General features: G+C 36.4%; 16 protein-coding genes. 2 read left to right on the top strand and 14 right to left on the bottom strand.

The window, feature by feature from the left end:
• Positions 1-40: 40 nt before the first annotated feature.
• The 6 genes from SCA31_RS18070 to SCA31_RS18045 all read right to left on the bottom strand — a co-directional run bounded on the left by SCA31_RS18070 (position 41) and on the right by SCA31_RS18045 (position 9,297).
• Positions 41-1,453: an efflux transporter outer membrane subunit gene (locus SCA31_RS18070; RefSeq protein ID WP_410698418.1), complete on the bottom strand. Its 1,413-nt coding sequence runs from the start codon at positions 1,451-1,453 to the stop codon at positions 41-43.
• Between the two features lie 17 nt (positions 1,454-1,470).
• The gene (locus SCA31_RS18065) at positions 1,471-4,611 is read right to left on the bottom strand and encodes an efflux RND transporter permease subunit (protein WP_410698417.1); all 3,141 of its coding nucleotides are present in this window, start codon (positions 4,609-4,611) and stop codon (positions 1,471-1,473) included.
• Between the two features lie 9 nt (positions 4,612-4,620).
• Positions 4,621-5,766 (bottom strand): efflux RND transporter periplasmic adaptor subunit, encoded by a 1,146-nt coding sequence (locus SCA31_RS18060; RefSeq protein ID WP_410698416.1) that lies wholly within the window; start codon positions 5,764-5,766, stop codon positions 4,621-4,623.
• Between the two features lie 215 nt (positions 5,767-5,981).
• Entirely contained in the window at positions 5,982-6,896 is a 915-nt protein-coding gene (locus SCA31_RS18055; protein ID WP_410698414.1) for a helix-turn-helix domain-containing protein, read from the bottom strand.
• A 94-nt stretch (positions 6,897-6,990) separates the two neighbouring features.
• Positions 6,991-7,737, bottom strand: coding sequence for a metallophosphoesterase (locus tag SCA31_RS18050; protein WP_410698413.1), 747 nt, complete (start codon positions 7,735-7,737; stop codon positions 6,991-6,993).
• A gap of 171 nt (positions 7,738-7,908) precedes the next feature.
• The gene (locus SCA31_RS18045) at positions 7,909-9,297 is read right to left on the bottom strand and encodes an MFS transporter (RefSeq protein WP_410698412.1); all 1,389 of its coding nucleotides are present in this window, start codon (positions 9,295-9,297) and stop codon (positions 7,909-7,911) included.
• A 142-nt stretch (positions 9,298-9,439) separates the two neighbouring features.
• Here SCA31_RS18045 and SCA31_RS18040 point away from each other — a divergent pair, with 142 nt between their 5' ends.
• Entirely contained in the window at positions 9,440-9,910 is a 471-nt protein-coding gene (locus SCA31_RS18040; protein ID WP_106915249.1) for an Lrp/AsnC family transcriptional regulator, read from the top strand.
• A gap of 638 nt (positions 9,911-10,548) precedes the next feature.
• On the opposite strand, the gene SCA31_RS18035 is transcribed toward SCA31_RS18040, so the two are convergent.
• A complete protein-coding gene (locus SCA31_RS18035) occupies positions 10,549-11,064 on the bottom strand; it encodes a hypothetical protein (RefSeq protein WP_410698411.1) in 516 nt (171 codons plus the stop codon).
• A 19-nt stretch (positions 11,065-11,083) separates the two neighbouring features.
• Complete coding sequence (locus SCA31_RS18030; protein ID WP_410698410.1) at positions 11,084-12,133, bottom strand: hypothetical protein; 1,050 nt, start codon at positions 12,131-12,133, stop codon at positions 11,084-11,086.
• 519 nt (positions 12,134-12,652) lie between these two features.
• On the opposite strand from SCA31_RS18030, the gene mnmE reads away from it, so the two are divergent.
• Positions 12,653-14,038, top strand: coding sequence for a tRNA uridine-5-carboxymethylaminomethyl(34) synthesis GTPase MnmE (gene mnmE / locus SCA31_RS18025; protein ID WP_410698409.1), 1,386 nt, complete (start codon positions 12,653-12,655; stop codon positions 14,036-14,038).
• A gap of 407 nt (positions 14,039-14,445) precedes the next feature.
• Here mnmE and SCA31_RS18020 read toward each other — a convergent pair whose 3' ends face one another.
• The 6 genes from SCA31_RS18020 to SCA31_RS17995 are packed head-to-tail and all read right to left on the bottom strand — an operon-like array spanning position 14,446 to position 18,713.
• Positions 14,446-15,030, bottom strand: a complete 585-nt coding sequence (locus SCA31_RS18020) for a hypothetical protein (protein WP_410698408.1) — start codon at positions 15,028-15,030, stop codon at positions 14,446-14,448.
• Positions 15,027-15,377, bottom strand: a complete 351-nt coding sequence (locus SCA31_RS18015) for a hypothetical protein (protein ID WP_410698406.1) — start codon at positions 15,375-15,377, stop codon at positions 15,027-15,029. The genes SCA31_RS18020 and SCA31_RS18015 overlap by 4 nt, the downstream gene beginning before the upstream one ends.
• Entirely contained in the window at positions 15,343-15,855 is a 513-nt protein-coding gene (locus SCA31_RS18010) for a hypothetical protein (protein WP_410698405.1), read from the bottom strand. Before SCA31_RS18010 ends, SCA31_RS18015 begins: the two co-directional genes overlap by 35 nt.
• A 2-nt stretch (positions 15,856-15,857) precedes the next feature.
• Positions 15,858-17,057: a JAB-like toxin 1 domain-containing protein gene (locus SCA31_RS18005; RefSeq protein ID WP_410698404.1), complete on the bottom strand. Its 1,200-nt coding sequence runs from the start codon at positions 17,055-17,057 to the stop codon at positions 15,858-15,860.
• A 10-nt stretch (positions 17,058-17,067) separates the two neighbouring features.
• Entirely contained in the window at positions 17,068-18,180 is a 1,113-nt protein-coding gene (locus SCA31_RS18000; RefSeq protein WP_410698403.1) for a hypothetical protein, read from the bottom strand.
• Positions 18,180-18,713, bottom strand: a complete 534-nt coding sequence (locus tag SCA31_RS17995; protein ID WP_410698402.1) for a hypothetical protein — start codon at positions 18,711-18,713, stop codon at positions 18,180-18,182. Before SCA31_RS17995 ends, SCA31_RS18000 begins: the two co-directional genes overlap by 1 nt.
• Positions 18,714-18,859 lie beyond the last annotated feature (146 nt).

Genomic DNA, 18,859 nt, shown 5'->3' with positions numbered 1-18,859 from the left:
CCTGCTGCATCCTTACAGACGAAGCAGGTTTAATTTTACTTTATTGCCATCCGCCCCCTACAGAACGATAAAGAGCTGTTATGGCATTCAATCGCTGAGCTTTCAAAGAAGCCAGTTCCAATTCAATCTGAAGCTTATTGCTTTGAGCCATGATCACCTCCACGTATGTCGCTGAGTTGTACTTGAATAACAAATCAGCTTTCTTTACAGCATCATTAGACTTTACAACCAATCCTTCAGCAATTTTCTGCTGTTCTTCCAGCTTTTGAATTTGCACTAAAGCATCGGAAACTTCTCCTACAGCTTTTAAGACAGACTGCTTAAAGCCTATTTCAGCCTGATCAGCCATTACCTTGGATTGCTCGTACTGAGTCTTCAGCTGTTTTCCATTTAATATAGGTTGGGCAATTGCTCCGGCCACCATTCCGAAAAGAGAACCGGGAACGCTAAACCATTTACTAATCTGAAATGCATTCACCCCACCCTGAGCCGTAATATTCAATGACGGATACATATTCACTTTTGCAACATGAATGGCGGCTGCACTTTTTCTTACCTCAAGCTCTGCAGTTTTCACATCCGGTCTGTAGCTTAGCAATTCTAAAGGAACCCCTGCTGAAATATGGTCCGGAGACTGAACGGTATTCAGGCTGGCACTCCTTTCAATCTTACCAGGCATAGATCCGGTCAGCAGACTCAAAGCATTTTCCTGTGTTGCAACAGAGCTTTCAATCGCGGGAATAGATTTTAGGATCTGATCTTTTACAATTTCCTGTTGTTGTACCGCTAAGGCATTTGTTAACCCCAGTTCCTGCTGTTTCACCAAAAATTTCAATGTATTATCAGCATAGGTTAGGTTAGATTTTGTAATTTCTAATTGAGTATCCAGCATCAACAGGTTATAATACCCCTGTACCACAGCTGCTACCACTTGTGTTTTTACCGCTTTTGCAGCTTCCTGGGTTTTAAGATATTCAGCTAATGCCTGTTCCTTTCTTCCTTTAATTTTCCCCCAGATATCTGCTTCCCATGAAAAATTGAGTGCTGCGGTATAATCTTCCATATACCTTTTACCCATAAATTGTCCTGCCATCATCCCGTTCATACTATTATCCGAAGGACGGTTGATATTTCCGTTTGCAGAAGCATTGATGGTAGGTACATTTCCCCACTTGCTTTGAGTATAGGCCAATGAGGCAAATTCGATCTGCTTTAACGCCACCTGCAGATCATTATTCTGTACCATCGCCTTATCAATCAAACCAACCAAAACCGGATCCTTGAAAAAATCCTTGTAACTGATCTTGGCTATATTTTCGTTTTGCTCTACAACAACACTGTCGCTTCTAAAAGCTTCAGGCATCTTCACATCAGGTTGTTCATACTTCTGAACTTTGCAGGAAATGACCGTCCCTGAAATGAATGCGATATATGCTATATTTTTAATTTTCATTTTTAAAATCATTTGAATTAATATTCCCAGTCCGCATCTGTTACTACTCTACCATTTATTTTTTCATGCAAAGCCTGGAATACTACGAAAAGAACCGGAACAACAAAAATCCCCAATAGGGTTCCAAAAAGCATCCCTGAAATGGCAGCATATCCAATGGAGTGATTACCCATAGCGGACGGACCTACTACAAATAGTAACGGTAATAATCCGGTAATAAACGCCAGAGATGTCATAAGGATAGGACGCAGACGGGCTTTGGCACCCTCAACTGCAGAAGCAATAAGGCTTTTTCCTGCTCTACGTCTCTGAATCGCAAATTCTACGATCAAAATACCGTTCTTCGCCAAAAGTCCGATCAACATGACCAAGGCTATCTGAACGTAGATGTTATTGGATAGCTCTGCGAAAGTAATCCCTACAAACACCCCTGATAACCCTACCGGAATAGCAATCAATACAGCGAATGGAAGAATATAACTTTCATACTGAGCTGATAAAAGGAAGAATACGAATACGATACACAATCCGAAAATCATTACCGACTGTGAGCTGGAACCTGCTTCTTCACGGCTCATTCCTTTATAATCGTAAGTATATCCCGGAGGAAGTACCTGCTTGCTTACTTCTTCAACTGCTGCCATAGCCTGACCTGTACTATAACCGGGAGCAGCCATTACCGTTAAGTTAGATGAGTTGAAAAGGTTGAAACGGTCTACCACTTCGGCTCCTGTTACCTGCTTTAAGCTTACCAAGGTGTTGACAGGCACCATCTGACCTAAATTATTCTTAACGAAAATTCCGTTCAGGGATTCCTTATCCTGTCTTGTTTCCGGAGTAGACTGTACCAATACTCTGTAGTATTTCCCGAATCTGTTGAAATCCGAAGCCTGAATACTTCCGTAATACCCTTGCATTACTCCCAAAACATCAGAAACATTGACTCCAAGCTGTGCAGATTTTACTTCATCTACCAGCACTTCGAACTGAGGATAGGTAACATCGAAAGTGGTAAAAGCCACTGCCACTTCGGGTCTCTGCATCAATGCTCCCATCATTCCGTAGGAAATATTCCCAAGGTTCTGAAGTTCACCGTTGGTACGATCCTGAAGCACAAGCTCCATACCGCTGGTATTTCCGAAACCATCCACTGTTGGCGTATTGATGACCAGGAAGTTTGCTCTTTTATCCTGAGAAAGCATTCCCTGCGTTTGTCCGATAATGTCATTAATATTGTTAACGGCTCCTCTGGCTCCTGATTTTTTAAGTTTAACGAAAATAGAAGCTGCTGAAGATGACATAGAACCACTGAATAAGTTCAGTCCGTCTACCGAAATTACTTTATCCACTGCGGGATTTTTCATCAAAAGATCTTCTGTATCAGAAACCACTTTTGAAGTTCTATCCTTGGATGCTCCGGGAGCAAGGTTTGCTGTAACAATAATAAAGCTCTGATCCTCATCTGGAATAAATCCTTTTGGGGTTGTCATAGACATCCATGCAAACAATCCTCCGAAAGCTACAATTATAGCCAATGCAATCCATTTTTTCTTTAAAAGGAACAGTACTGCTTTCCCGTAACGGAACGTCAACTTATTGAAGCTCGCATTGAATCCGGCAAAGAAACGATCCTTAAAGTTCATCTTTTCATGAGTATCACCGTGGTTTTGCTTTAAGAACAAGGCACACAAAGCAGGGCTTAGTGTCAATGCATTGATGGCTGAAATCACAATGGCAATTGCCAATGTTAACGCAAACTGTTGATAGAACAATCCCGTAGAGCCACTCATAAAGGCTACCGGCACGAATACTGCAGACATAATCAAAGTAATGGAAACAATAGCTCCTGTAATCTCACTCATGGCAGACATGGTTGCAGCCCTTGCATTCAGTTTCTTGTGCTCCATCTTGGCATGAACTGCTTCTACCACTACAATGGCATCATCTACCACAATACCAATGGCCAGGACCAATGCAAACAATGTCAAAATATTGATCGAGAATCCGAAAACTTTCATAAAGAAGAATGTTCCTACAATAGATACGGGAACCGCAATCGCCGGAATTAATGTTGAACGGAAATCCTGAAGGAAAATATACACTACAATGAATACAAGAATAAATGCTTCTATCAAGGTATGAATTACCTGCTCTATGGATTGATCCAATGCTTCTTTCGTTGCATACGGAATTTCATAGCTCATTCCTTCCGGAAATGATTTTTCAAGCTCTTTCATTCTTTCCTGAAGAGCGACCTGCACTTCATTAGCGTTTGACCCTGCCATCTGGAAGATCGCCATCGTTACTGAAGCTTTCTTATTGAAATTGGAAGAAACCGTATAACTGTAAGCTCCAAATTCTACCTTGGCAACATCCTTTAATTTTAAAACAGAACCATCACTCAGTGCTTTAATGGTAATATTTTCATACTGTTCAGGTTCGGTAAATTTTCCTTTGTATCGAAGAACGTATTCCATCACCTCCTTACTTCTCTCTCCTAATCTTCCGGGTGCCGCTTCAAGGTTTTGGGTCTGAATTGCACGAGAAACATCGGATGGCGTAAGATTATAGGAAGTCAGTTTATTGGGATCCAGCCATATACGCATTGAATAGTCTTTGTTTCCGTAAACCATGGCATCTCCTACTCCTTTCACCCTTTTCAGCTCCGGTACAATATTGATCTTTGCATAGTTTTCAAGGAAAAGATCATTCATTGAACCATCTTTACTGGTCAGAGAAACCATTGCAATCATACTGTTTTGTCTCTTCACCGTGGTAATCCCCGCCTGAATAACTTCAGCTGGAAGCTGATTAGTCACCTGTGCCACCCTGTTCTGAACATTAATGGCTGCCTGATCGGGATCTGTTCCCAGCTTAAAGATCACGGTGATGCTTAATGTACCATCATTACTTGCTGTAGAAGTAATATAATCCATATTTTCCACTCCATTAATGGCGTTTTCCAATGGCGGAGCCACAGATCTTGCAATTGTTTCCGCATTGGCACCCGGATACGCAGCGGTTACCATAACGGTAGGTGGTGCAATGTCCGGAAATTTTGTAATCGGCAGGCTGACCATGCCGACAATCCCGAGAATAACCAGCAACACGGAAATAACCGTTGCCAGTACGGGTCTTTTTATAATTTTCTTTAACATGATTTCTTCTTACGATTTTTTCTGTTGAGCATTTTTCTTTTGTGCCACTACAGGTGTACCCGGCTGTAATCTGTCGAAACCGGAAACAATGTATTGATCACCAGCCTTAAGCCCCTTGGATACGATGAAGTTATCTCCTGACTTTCCATTAACTTCTACAGGTAGCATTGCTGCTTTTCCATCTTTGATGGTGAATACAAAAACCTTATCCTGAATGGTTCTGGTAGAAGCAATCGGAAGAAGAACAACATTGCTGTAGAACTGATCCAGTAGGATTTTCCCTGTATTTCCACTTCTCAAAAGATTGTTCGGATTATTGAATTTTGCTCTTAGGGTAATGGAACCCGTCGTTTTATTGAACTGCCCTTCCACGGCATCAATTCTTCCTGTTTCAGCATATTTTTCACCTCCGGAAAGCAATAGGGATACTGCGGGTGTATTTTTAATCACCTCATCAATACTGCTTCCTACATATTGCTTCTGAAAATTATTAAAGTCGTTTTCACTTAAGCTGAAATAGGTATACACCTGATGAATATCTGACAGTAAAGTAATCGCCTCCTGATTCCCGGGAGTCATCAAGCTTCCCAAACGATAATTAAATCTTCCGATAAATCCGCTTACCGGAGCTTTAATTGTTGAGAAATTAAGATTAATCCTCGCAGATTCAATGGCAGATGATGACTGGCTTACGGCTCCTCTTGCTGCATTATATGCTGCCTCAGCCTCTTTTACCTGAATATCGGAAACCATTTTATTTCTAAAGAGTTCTTTTTTTCTGTCTAAATCAATTTTAGAAGTCGAAAGATTAGCCTGTGCGGTAATCAAGGCTGCCTGAGCGCTTTTCAACTGTTCCCCGAATATCTGGTCTTCAATTTTAAACAGTGGCTGCCCAGCTCTTACATAATCACCTTCATCCACAAAAATTTTGCTTAGATATCCGGTTACCTGAGGTCTTATTTCCACATTGGAGATCCCTTCAACAGATGCGGCATATTCTCTGGAAACAGAAGCGTCTCCCTGTTTTACTATTTCTACAGGAAGTTCCGGTGCCTGCTGTTGATAAGATTGGTTTTGGTTGTTTTTCCCACATCCCGCCAAGACGATGAGCGAGAGGAAAAATATGGTTGATTTCTGAATAAAAAATCTTTGCATAACAATAGTCCTTTTAAATTTCCGCACAAAATTCGAACGAAAAAAATTCAATAGAATTATTCAAAAAACCCCTTGTTTTGTCAAAAAGACTCCTTATTTTTAAAAACATGAGAAATATCACTTATAGACAAAATGAATAAGATATTTTCATATTTTAAATCAAAATTAAGCGGAAATTTTATCAAAAAGACGTCTAAAACACAACCTTCTCATTTTCAATACAAATCATCTTTTCTGTATTCTAGAGGGGATCTTCCGGTATGCTTTTTAAAAAACTTGCTGAAAGATGCCTGATCTGAGAACTTAAGCTGTGCAGCAACTTCATTGACGTTGAGATTGGGATTCCTAAGCAATAACCTGGCTTCTACAGCCAACACCTGATGAATAATATCACGGGGACTTTTAAGCATTGTTTTATTAATGACTTTGGTAAGATACTTTCGGCTGATAAACAACCTGTCAGCATAGAACTGTACATTATGTTCTTCCTTGAAGTGTACCTGAACCAGCTTAAAGAAACTTGTAGTAAGCTCATCTTCCCGATGGGTAACGATATGCGGCTTTTCAATCTTCTTAAAGTAATTGTCTATTTCATAAATAACCAGAGAGAAGTGATGCCAGATCATCTCATTAAAGTAATAGTTATCCTTTTCCTTGTTATTTAGAACCTTCAATTCATCAAGATGAAAATCAAGCTTTCTATACAGTTCGGGTTCATTCCTGATAATATGGGTAGGATCTGATGACAGGCTTTTCAGGACATTATTGGATTTATAATTAAACCCTGCCTGGGAAATAAAGTCCACTGAAAAGAAGATATATTTAGCATCATAATCATCTGCAATATTTTCCACCCAAAAGGTTTCAGCCATCGGGCAAAAAACAAAATCACCTTTGGAAACCTCATAGCTTTTATCATCAAGCCTAAAGCCTACACTCCCTTTCTGTACAAGAAAAATACAGAAATAATCTGACCGGTAAGGCATATTGGGTTTAATGATATAATTGGTTCTGTCAATTTCCATCACAACAAATTCTTTGATCCTAAGATCAAATTCTACCTGCTCCAATACTTCATCAAAAGCCAATTGTGAAACAAATCCGGGTTCTTTTTGAGATTTTTTCGCCACTGAAAATGGGTTATGTACGCGAAGGTAATAAAAAAGGGGTAAAAGTAAAATTGCAGGTGAATATCTTAATTTACAGTTTAGTTATTTTATCTATTTACACTTCAATGAGTAACTCTTTATCGTAGCCATTGTATTTTTCATCAATATAACCGTGAGGATTGCAAATAACTTCTGTATTTCCTATACTATACCTGCATGGTGTATGAACATGTCCATGAATCCAGTATAGAGGCTGGTACTCAGCAATCATCTCTTCAAGATTGGAAGCATAAGCGGAAGTGAGTGGGTCATTTTTATAATGCTCTGGTACCGATTGAATGCTAGGTGCATGATGGGTAACCACTATATTTTTAAGTTCCCTTGAATTTTCAAGACTTTCTTTTAACCATACTTTTGAAAACTGATGGATCTTAAAAGTATCCAGTGTTCTCATTTTTGAATAAGAGGGATCTCGTCTGATTTTTTTATAGTCATTCATTTTGGGCTGGCAAAGCATTCCGTATTTTACAGGATTCCCAAAGATGGAAAAATCGGTCCACAAGGTAGCACCATGAAAACGAACACCATCAAGGTCTACAGAGGAATTTTCAAGTACAAAAATATTTGAATTCTGAGCTGCCTCTTTAATTTTGTCTAATGTTTTAGGATATGAACCTTTATAGTATTCGTGATTTCCAAGAACATAGATTACGGGTTTATTAGCTATTTTAGCTTTAATCCACTCAACACCCTTGGTTCCCAAATTAATATCACCAGCTAAAATAACTACATCAGCATGATCAAAACATAATTCCGTCTGCCCAAACTCCTGATGAAGATCGCTAATGATTTGTATTTTCATGATGTAAAAATAGTAAAGGAATAGTAAAAAGACTAGGGAGAAAAGCTAAGTGGCAAATAAACATCTTATTTCTTTGCAGCTTCCTGATTTTATAATTTAATCCTAAAAAAGGAACCGATACCTAAGCATCGATTCCTCATCATATAGTTTGTATCATTTTAAGGCTGCTTATTATGAAACGGCAATTTCTGTCTGCTTCACTTTTAAGCTTTTCAATATAAAATAGAATAACATTCCGAGTGCTAAAAGAGCGTAACTTATCAAAATAATGAGATTCAAGCTTCCAACTGAAAATTCCGAAGGAAAAACCTGACTCATTAATGTCATGAAAGACAGCCCAATCCCTGCACCCAGGAAGTAACTTGTAGAGCTCAAACTTGATGCTAATCCGTAGCTGGAAGGTTCAACATCCTGAATTCCCATTACTGAAAGGGCTGTAAAGCAAAATGTCATTCCAACTCCTGATATACATGCAGCTCCCAGTAAAACAACAGTCAATGGATGTCCTGTATACACTGAGATTAATAGCAACAATCCCCCCATCAACATAAAAGACCACCCGAAGACTCCCATTTGGGATGAGTTTAGTCGTTTTGAAACGTGAGGTAAAATAAACTTAGCCGTTAAAGCGGATATAATACTGAAAGGAACAAGCATTAATCCTGCGGAGGCAGCACTATACCCCATATCTTTCTGAAGCATTAATGAAATCAGGAATAAAAACCCGATGAAAAATGCCCCCAGCATAAAAAATACGGCATTGGAAACCACCAATGAACCATGCTTAAATAATTTCAGGTCAAATAATGGCTCAGCAACAGATTTTAATCTATAGAACACCATTACTAAAAGCAATACAGCAGCTACCAATGAACCAATCACCAGAAAAGGCTGTTCTTTAATATGTACCAATTCATGAGTTCCATAGGTGAGGCTCAATAATCCAACTACCATTAATATCCCTGAAATAAGATCTGTTTTCTGAGCAGTCTCATTTTTCTCATCGGTTGGCAGGTAATAGTAGGATAATATCAATGTGATTAAAAGGATGGGTACGTTAATAAGGAAAACCCAGTGCCAGCTTAAATAAGTACTGATAATTCCTCCTACAGAAAGACCACTTCCTGACCCAATGGCCGCAAATGAACTGAAGACTCCTATCGCACGGTTTCTTTCCTGCTCTTCTCTGAATGTATTGGTTACAATAGACAATGCTGATGGCATTACCAATGCAGCGCCCAATCCTTGCAAGGCTCTAAATAAGGCCAACATTTCAAAGCTTGAAGACAACCCTGCTCCTAACGAGGTCAGCATAAAGATTAATGCTCCCCATAAAAACATTTTTTTTCTTCCTATCTGATCGGAAAGCTTTCCACCAATAATTAAAAAGCCTCCAAAAAACAGTACATAAAGGGTCTGTAGCCATTGTACCGTACCTGCATCAATATTAAACTGCTCCTGAATAGAAGGAATTGTTAAATTAATAATGGCAATATCCAAAGCTTCCACAAAAGTTCCTACTGATGCTAAAATTAATATTATATTCTTCCTTGTATTCATGTATTCAAATTTCCTGCAAAATTAAAATTAACAGAACATATGTGAAAATTTTATATTAAATTTGGGACAATATTTAAAATACAATTTATTAAAAAGAACAAAATACCTGAAATAGCAAAATAAATCATCTAAAACAGAACAAATGGCAACAGAAAATTATATTCCAGACGAAAAAGATCTCTCTATTCTTCGAATTCTTCAGAAAGATGCCAAGATGAGTGTTCGTGACATTTCAGCAAGAATCAACCTGAGCCCCACTCCTACCCACGAGCGTATTAAGCGTATGGAAAAACTGGGGATCATTAAGGAATATACGGCTGTAGTAGACCGCAAAAAAGTAAACAAGGGAATGATGGTTATCTGTATGATTGCCCTGAATGTTCACAATAAAAAAACTGCTGGAAAGTTTATAGAAGAAGTAGGGAAGCTGAAAGAGGTGGTTGAGTTTTACAACATCAGTGGGGATTTTGATTTTATGCTAAAAATTCTGGCTCCCAACATGGATGAATTCCATGAGTTTTTCATCAATAAGCTATCGGAAATAGAAGGAATTGGCCAGACAAAAAGTATTTTTGTAATGAACAGCATTAAGGAAAGTGCCCAGATTGTATAAGCTTTTATATTAACTTTTTCTGGATTTCAATTTCAACATCCCATCGTTTAAGTCCTACATTCACCACTTTACTGACTGCACTTTCAAATAAAAACAAACAACTAATAATCAAATAATTAAAACCAAAGCAGCATACATGATGTAGCTATGTAGTAGGTTGTTTTTTGGCACTATCCATCATTATTAAATAGTTTTGCGGCATCAGAAATACAAAATCGGAAATAGTATGGAGCAGCATCAAACTCCTATTTTAAAATCCGGAAATGATTTCTAAGAATACCCCCTTTACACCACTTGAATTTTAATCAAATAATAATGAAATCAGAAGGTGGGAATTTTTTAATACATTAAACAAATAGCACCCAAAAGACACAAACTGAAAAAAAGAGGCCTATATCAACACAAGACTTCACGATGAACCAATATCCGCAGACTGGTTAAGCCAAGGATATTGCATCTAATTATTTGTTTAATCATAGGAGATTACACTTTCTAAGTTGTGATCTCTTATTTTTTTAGTATAACCAAAGTGTAATACCCCAGCTTCATTCATAAAAAAGCAGCGGTATAAATACCACTGCTTCAATACTCATTATAAACTTATATAAACCGGAATTTCCGGGATATTTTACATTGGGTTATTTCCAGTAATTCCAAACTGCACCATCAAATATAGCCAGTGTCTTACTGGTTGTATCATAACACATCATTCCGGGGTATGGATTTTTTACATTGACATGAGGTGTTGCAATCTGGGGAAGGATCATTGCCTTATCTGTAGATTCCAATACCAAAACCCCATCTGCAGGAGTAGATGAAGCTCCAATAATCACACCTTTCCCCACCTCTGCAGAAGCATTAGCAACTACCGCCGATGAGTTTCCCGCATCAGACAAAGGCTTCCAAACGTCATTTTCGTATACCTTAACCTTATTATCTGCCACATCAAACACAAATGTTCCATTCACAAGAGTTCCGGTAGGAAGTCCGGAGGTAGCAGGAAGAATTAATCCTTTTGTGTTTCCGGATGCATTATTAAAATCCAGAACCGTACTGGCTCCGTCTACTACTTGTTTTCCTATCGCTACTTGGGCAATTGATACATTAAAAATAACAAGAGCAGCTGCTATGCTTATATTTTTTATATTTTTCATACGATCTTATTGGTTTAGGTTAATCATTACAGCTTCTTTCTACACATTTCCATTGGCTGCCGTTATAAAGCTTCACACATTTATCCTGAATATCATATAACAACATTCCTTCTTTCGGATCAGCAATAGCATCCCCAATTTGTGGTGTCTGGCTTACGTGCTGAACTCTGGTAATTACGAACCCTTTATTTTTCGCCTCCATAGCAAGAAAACCATTAGGAATATTTTCAGGCCACGTATTTGCTTTCTGCTGTACCGTAATTCCGAATTTAGTAAAACCATCAGGCGTTCCGGTAGCCCCTAGTTTTGTACAGAATGAATCTAGTTCATTAATAATCGCGGGAGCGTTGCCACACTCGTCTTTATCATTTGACAACCCAGTTGGCCATAAAGAAGGACAGGTAGCCGAAGTCGCATTAGGACCACAGAAACTTGACCCTCCGGCACCAAGCCCAATAACCGACGACATAGCAATGGTTACGATCTGACTATCATCACTGATTACTGCCGCATCTCCACCTCCACTTACCTCTGCCTTTGCAATACAATAAGCCTTAGCATTAGGAACACCTACATATTTAACAGATGGATACGTTTTCGACTGCTGAGTAAAGGTTCCGCATATCTCTACAACACTCCAGCTCCCCATTTCAATCATAGAGGTTCCGGGGTAAAGTCCCCCAAAACTCGGATCTCCCTGAATAACGGATCCCGTAAGTGAAAGAAATGATTTTGTCCCTAACTTTACCTTTGAACTTACCTGAGTACCAAATGTCCCAATTGTAATGGAACCATTAGACCGTACACTTGCTCCGTCACTAATTTCCAAGACTCCCATAACCTGAATACCAGAGACCTGAAACTGCCCGGACTGAACAATAAGAGTAGCTCCATTAGGAATATTAACTCCACTTGCAATTGTATAGTTTCCATTAATACAGTATGTATTTCCGCTTGTCATAATCTGCCCGGTATAGGGGATGCATTGGGCATTTACCACACTGTAAAAAGCCACCATCAGCAAGAAAATGACTTTCTTGCTAAATTCGAAAAAATTTAAATTTTTCATAAGTATTTAAGTTAAATTAACAGATTATTATCGATTTAGAACTAATTATATAACATTTCAATATCGACGCAAGCCTAATCAACAATTAGCATACCAAACTTCATTTAATCATACCATATCAATATAATATTAGACAGAAATTGATATTTATTAAATAATATTTTCTTATAACATCTAATTTGAAAAAAAATACTAAAAATTAAAAAACATTATTTCATTTACATAAAATTAACACATATACAAGATATCTTTTTATATTATTTAAAATTTCAATAGTAATACCATTATTTTTAATTTTTCTGTAATCAAAAAAACGAATTCAACTTTATGAATTTTATTAAAAAACAAAACTATAGGCATTTTATTCACATTTATCCAGAATAACAAGTAAGACATTATCCATATAGCATCGATAGTTTTAAACTATATATACTTTTACAATTTTAAAAATGGAAATAATAGATAATCTGCATCATTGTTTCCACTAAAAAATTACATTAAAAAGCGTAAATTTGCAGCATGAATAACGAGACCATTTGTGCACTGGCTACAGCCAATGGAATAGGTGCCCTAGGTATTATCAGAGTATCAGGAGACAATGCTTTACCCATAGTTCAAAAGAGTTTTCCTGGAAAAAAACTGGAAAAACAAAAATCCCACACCATTCACTATGGATATTTTATGGATGGGGAGGAAGCCATTGATGAAATCATGCTTTCTATTTTTCTGGCTCCAAAAAGTTTCACTACAGAAAATTCGGTGGAGATTGCTTTTCATGGTTCACCACACATTGGAAAACGTATTCTTGAAACACTTATTAAAAACGGCGCCAGAATGGCTAAGGCAGGAGAATTTACTCTTCGTGCCTTTATTAATGGAAGAATAGACCTTTCCCAGGCAGAGGCCATTGCTGATGTTATCGCTTCTGAAAATGAAGCTTCCAGAAAGGTAGCAATCAACCAATTAAAGGGGGGAATCACCAATGAAATCTCTTTATTAAGAACCGATCTGCTCAATTTTGTATCTTTAATCGAATTGGAATTAGACTTTGCAGAAGAAGATGTAGAATTTGCAGACAGAACTGCATTGAATGGATTATTAGATAAAATAGAACTCAAATTAAATTCCCTTATCGAAAGCTTCCAGTACGGAAATGCGATCAAAAACGGAACCGCTGTAGCCATCATTGGAAAACCTAATGCCGGTAAGTCTACCCTACTGAACTCTCTTCTAAAGGAAGAAAGAGCGATTGTAAGCAATATTGCAGGAACCACGAGAGATACGATTGAGGAAATTCTTCATATCAAAGGTCATGCTTTCCGATTAATTGATACCGCAGGACTTCGCGAAACGGTAGATGAGATTGAAGCTATCGGCGTAAAGAAAGCTAAAGAAAAGGTAGAAAATGCCAATATTCTTGTTTATCTGGCAGATGCTGCAACGGAAGACTTTTCAGAGGATATTGAAATGATTCAGTCTCTTTTGAGAGAAGATCTGAAGTTGATTATCTGTGCAACAAAAATTGATGAAGTTACCCCTGCCAAATACGAAGCGGTAGAAGACCTCTTTAGAAATGCTATTTCTCACGAGTTTGACTTCATTAAAATTTCAGCGGTTGAAAACCAAAACATCCAGGATTTGAAAAATGAACTTTCATCCTATGTTGAGCATTTAAAATCCGAGGAAAATAACGTTGTGATCACCAATCAACGTCACTTTGAAGCTTTGCATAAGTCTCTGGACGCTGTTAACAAGGTAAAGGAAGCTATTTCTTTCCAAATTTCCACGGAACTTCTAGCTTATGAACTGAGAAATGCATTAGAGCACCTTGGTGAGATTTCCGGAGAAGTTACGAATGATGAAGTTTTGGGGAATATTTTCTCTAAGTTTTGTATCGGGAAATAGGTGATGTTTTAGATTAAAAATGGCCTATATCTAACATACAGAACCACATATTATTGAAAGTAAAATAAATATTGTTGTTTTAACTTTTTCAGATTTTTATCATTATAAAGTCAGTACTAAAATAATGATGGATATTAGAAATAAGATAGATAATCATACAATTATAAAATCTTGGATTTTATAATTAGCTACTATTGAAATAATTAATATAGCTTGAAGCAATAATCCTAAATGAAAAATTAGATTGCCCGCATTATAATTGTCTGGGATTAATGATTTCATAAACTAAACTTAACCCTTGGCTGTATACCAAAGACCCTTTGAGCAATTAGAGTATATTTTATATATATCGACTGTTTGAAAAAAGGAAACCTCACTTTAACTATTTAATTATCATGGGTTTTCTTTTAATATTTAGGGTAATTCCAATTTTCAAAATTTCTTAAAACTTGAATATTATCTTTATCATCCTCATATTTCTTAGCGTAAGTTAACATTTGATGAATAACTTTTTCGTGAGAATCTATATTAATATGTTGTACTTCTACGTCTTCAACTTTTCCATCAGAATAAATAATTTGAAAATCATAACTAAAACCGTCTACCGTAGGATATTTAGGATAAACATCTTTTTTATCTTCTTTTGGAATAGAATTAATTAGCAAATTCAAAGTACTAGCTTCTTCTTGAGTGAGCTTGTATGCAGACGTTTTGGGTTGAAGATAATCCAAATAGTATTGTTGGGTAGCTTTATCAATACTATCTTTTTGATATTTTGAATACCCTGTCTTGGATGGTGGTGGTGGAGGAGGTATTGATATTTTTTTTGAACCAATTCTCTTTAGAATTAACAATTGATTTGAACTATTGTAATCTAACGTAATTCCACCATGCAGAGCATTCTCAAAAGTTGTTGAAAAAATAACACCTTCTTTCTTATTGGAGCAACTGAAAATAATAAAAAATAGTGCAATTATAGTGAGCTTTTTCATTCTTCTTTATATGGTTTGTATTTATATGGACCAAGTACTGGAGGTGGAGGAACTAATTCATATTCTTTTATGGGATAAAAGTATTTTCTTAAATCTCCTTTAGCTATAAGTTCCAAATGATTCAAATCCTTAATTTTGTACATGGCTCCTTTTTGATAATCACTCCCGTTATAAGGATCTAAATGTATAGAAACGTCATTTTGTTTTAATTTATTACCTTTTTTAATTATATTAAATTTAGGATTATAAGGTTTGGTAACAATAATTTTACAGCAATCAGTATAAAAGTACTCAATAAAATTCTTTTCATTATTACTTTGCTGGAGCTGGTGGCATAGGTATTTCATACTCAGAAATTCTATAGAAGTACTTTGTTAGATTACCCTTATCTATTAATTCTAAATGGTTTAAGTCTTTTATTTTATAAATAATTCCTTTCTGAAAATCTTTACCATCATAATAAGGATACCTTCCTTCATATTCTTTTATGGGTACTAGATTATTTTCATTTTTTAAAATTTGAAATGTTGGTTTATACGGCTTAGTGACAATGATTTTATTCTTGTTATATCTAAAGTACCCTTCTTTTTTTATAGTTTGAGTTGGTTGTAATATATCCTCTTGTTCAGAGGACATTATTATTAATGTATCGTGTCTATTAAAAACATAAAAAATGCTGTCATTTTTAGAAATATCTGTCTTAGCAATATCAACCCCTTCTATTATAGCCCTATATACATCATTTGATGAGAAAATACTGTTTTCATTTTGATTGCAGGATAAAAATGATGTTAGTACGATAAAAAGATATGCAATATTTTTCATAATTATTTCCCTAATTTTTTCAGATTGATTGTACTTGTGCCTAAATCCTTTTTGTAGATGTCTTTATTTCTCCAATGATACATCCATAAATTACTTTTCCCTTTATTTGGGGCATAATATAGATAATGAGATGGATAGTCTGTTTTTCCAGTAGTATGATTATAATAATTGTCCCCTCCTCTTGAAACTCCATAATCTCCATTAGTCAGACCATTTATAGGTGAAGGTTCATTAACATCCTTGTGGGAATGAATATTAAATAGTGATTTTGATGGAGATTGATTAAAAAAATTAGGAGGTGTAGAATCATCATCATGTCCCGTAAATACAGTGTAAGAAATCCCTTTTCCCACTTGAAAAGCCTCTAATCCCCATTCTACATTAGAATTCTTGGCTGCAAACATAAATACATTAGCTGCATCAGCTGCGTTGGTTGTTCTTCCAAAATTAATTCCTAAAGGATACTTAGGTTCTGCTAATCCATAATCAGTTGCCAAACTGCTTATAATACTTCCATCACTTGGCTTCGCTTTATCTACTACAACTGGAGCTGTATTTGTAACATTTCCTTTCTTATCTGTTGCAAATAACCTGTCATCACTTCTATTTTCACTTCCATCATTAGGGTCTTTCCTAGTAACATTACCGTCTACTGATAACTTGTAATCTGTAAAAACTTGTCTGCCATCAGGGTCAATATTACTTATAGGGTTATTTAATACCATGTTATAAGGAGACCAACTTGAATACTCCTCACTTAAAGGGTCGGGAGAGAACCATCTACCTGCCGTATCCAAGTACGGTTGTGCATCTGGGTTACTTAAATCTATTTCACTGAATTCAACAATCTCTTTGGTTTTTCTGTTAAACCTTACAGAGCCAATACTTACAATAGAATCCTTGTCATGAAATTCCAAATACTTTCCCTTGCTTAAAGTAGCAACTTTGGGATAGTAGCCATATTTCTTAAATGGATTTCCTGCTTCAATATTTTTTCTTCTCCTTTCAGCTTCCTCTGGAGTTAAAGGGTCTCTAGATTTCAAAACCTCATCCATGTAAGGTCTGTTTCTTTCTTCTTTGGTTAGCTTTACAGGGTTTACAAAAGGTTTCTCTGCCTTTGGTCTAGCCTGGGGCTTACCTTTTACTTGTGCCTGTGTAAATCCTGCAACCAGTATAAAAGTACTCAATAAAATTCTTTTCATAGTCATTTGGTTATTTCGTAAAGTTATTTAATAATTTTTTATTCTCGTATTTTTCTCTTTCTGTTTTTAAGGAAACTAACCAATCCAGATACATTTCCTCAGGCATTTGTCTGTAACCCATCTCATAAATGTGAGTGTATTCTTTAGTCATCAGCTTCATGAGCTCTTTGGCCTTGGGGTCTTGTTGAACTTTTTTTATGTTTTCAGGAGTAGTAGAACTCAAATTCTGTTTATCCATCAGTTTTTCAAACTGTTCTTTGTGAGTTTCAGCTTTTAGAATAAGAGCTTTAGCAAAATTGGGGTAGACTTCTAAGGCTCTACTTATGGTCTTTAATACAAATTCACCATCATTGTCAGGAAAGTTTCTGTTATATGCCTGTGCCAAATCAAAAAGACATAAAGCAAGACTTTCTTTGTTATTAAGGGCTTTCATAAATACCCCATTTTTGATAGCATCTAAATGAATGTATCCAGAAGCCATTAACCACGAATCCCGTGGAAATACACCACTGGTAAGCTCTGTATTATACCATCCATCCGACTTAATTTGATGCTTGATGTAAACATGGTTAGGTGCTAATGCCAGATTAGCATTTACTCCCAATTCTTCTGCCAGTATCTTATACAGATAAGGCATAGAATTACAGTTCCCCTCTTTAGTCATTAACAATTTTGATACAAAAAGGTTTGTTATATCATTATGCCCAAAAACATCTTTAAAATCATAGTTGAAAGGTTTGTACTGGATTACAGTATCTTTAACAGCAATGGGTAAAGACTGGCACATGATGGAATATACTGCTGCATATTTGCTTACTTTGTCTTTATCAGATTGCTTGTAGGTCAACTCCCTATTTGCAATAATAGCCTTTGCAAATCTTGTTAAAAACCTGACTTGATTATTCAGTTGCACTGTATCTAACTTTCCTTGAAAATAAGCACTTTCCACACTAAAAACAGCTTCTTTGAAACTGTATTGCTGTTTGTCATTCAACATATTATCAATAGTCTGGTAAGCATCGTTATAAAATTGGTTGCCTTGTGCCCTAATTGTTCCTGTACCGAACCATAGAAATAGCAGAGTCAAAAGGAACACGGTTTTATATTTTAAATATCTTTTCATTATAAATGTTTTGGGTCTATTGGGAAGTATTGAGCTTTCTCTTTAGACTGTTGAGATTCTTTTTTCTTTTGTTTCTGGGCTTCCTGTTCTTTCTGCTTTTGTTTTTCAGCATTAGCCTGCCTCATTCTTTCAGCCAAAGCCTCACTTTTTTGTCTGTTGTCCTCCCCTTTCATATTACCCAGCCACTGCTCGTAAGCTCCATCGGGCATCATCACAAATCCTAAGTTGTCAATATTATTAAACTGAGCCTTGGTTTCCTGTAGTAAAGCCAGTGCTTTGGGATAAAATCTAATGTTTTGAAGTTCTTCTGGGTTTTCAAGGTTTTTAATTCCTAATTCACCTGCCACATAAGCCAACTTTGCTTGTTGATACATTGATTTAAGCTGATTAGCATAAATATTATTGGGGGAGTATTCAAGTGCTTTATCCAGAGTTTTCCCTACAAATTCATCCATTCCATATTTGTGAGCATATCCATTGGCTAGGTCTGCATAAAACTGAGCTAACAATTCTTTTTTACTCAAGCTTTTCATGTAAATATCATTCTGTAAAGCCTCTGATTTTATATAACCAGACTCCAGTATTAAAGAATTAGCAGTAAAATGTATGTCTTCAAAAGAAAATGGACTTTCTCTTAGGGAGTGTTTGTTAGTTTAAAGTTATAATAAAAGTTGATTTC

The sequence above is a fragment of the Chryseobacterium sp. SIMBA_028 genome, assembly GCF_046535285.1.
GTDB lineage: Bacteria > Bacteroidota > Bacteroidia > Flavobacteriales > Weeksellaceae > Chryseobacterium.
Note: the sequence above shows the minus strand (reverse complement) of the source record. Positions and strands in the feature narration are given on the sequence as shown.

Excerpts from the sequence above, each read along its gene's own strand:
- SCA31_RS18050 (WP_410698413.1), bottom strand. The coding sequence starts at position 7,737 with ATGAAAATACAAATCATTAGCGATCTTCATCAGGAGTTTGGGCAGACG.
- SCA31_RS18005 (WP_410698404.1), bottom strand. The coding sequence starts at position 17,057 with ATGAAAAGAATTTTATTGAGTACTTTTATACTGGTTGCAGGATTTACA.
- SCA31_RS18040 (WP_106915249.1), top strand. The coding sequence starts at position 9,440 with ATGGCAACAGAAAATTATATTCCAGACGAAAAAGATCTCTCTATTCTT.
- SCA31_RS18030 (WP_410698410.1), bottom strand. The coding sequence starts at position 12,133 with ATGAAAAATTTAAATTTTTTCGAATTTAGCAAGAAAGTCATTTTCTTG.
- SCA31_RS18060 (WP_410698416.1), bottom strand. The coding sequence starts at position 5,766 with ATGCAAAGATTTTTTATTCAGAAATCAACCATATTTTTCCTCTCGCTC.
- SCA31_RS18045 (WP_410698412.1), bottom strand. The coding sequence starts at position 9,297 with ATGAATACAAGGAAGAATATAATATTAATTTTAGCATCAGTAGGAACT.
- SCA31_RS18015 (WP_410698406.1), bottom strand. The coding sequence starts at position 15,377 with ATGAAATACCTATGCCACCAGCTCCAGCAAAGTAATAATGAAAAGAAT.
- SCA31_RS18010 (WP_410698405.1), bottom strand. The coding sequence starts at position 15,855 with ATGAAAAATATTGCATATCTTTTTATCGTACTAACATCATTTTTATCC.
- SCA31_RS18035 (WP_410698411.1), bottom strand. The coding sequence starts at position 11,064 with ATGAAAAATATAAAAAATATAAGCATAGCAGCTGCTCTTGTTATTTTT.
- SCA31_RS18000 (WP_410698403.1), bottom strand. The coding sequence starts at position 18,180 with ATGAAAAGATATTTAAAATATAAAACCGTGTTCCTTTTGACTCTGCTA.
- SCA31_RS18065 (WP_410698417.1), bottom strand. The coding sequence starts at position 4,611 with ATGTTAAAGAAAATTATAAAAAGACCCGTACTGGCAACGGTTATTTCC.
- SCA31_RS18020 (WP_410698408.1), bottom strand. The coding sequence starts at position 15,030 with ATGAAAAAGCTCACTATAATTGCACTATTTTTTATTATTTTCAGTTGC.
- SCA31_RS17995 (WP_410698402.1), bottom strand. The coding sequence starts at position 18,713 with ATGAAAAGCTTGAGTAAAAAAGAATTGTTAGCTCAGTTTTATGCAGAC.
- mnmE (WP_410698409.1), top strand. The coding sequence starts at position 12,653 with ATGAATAACGAGACCATTTGTGCACTGGCTACAGCCAATGGAATAGGT.
- SCA31_RS18070 (WP_410698418.1), bottom strand. The coding sequence starts at position 1,453 with ATGAAAATTAAAAATATAGCATATATCGCATTCATTTCAGGGACGGTC.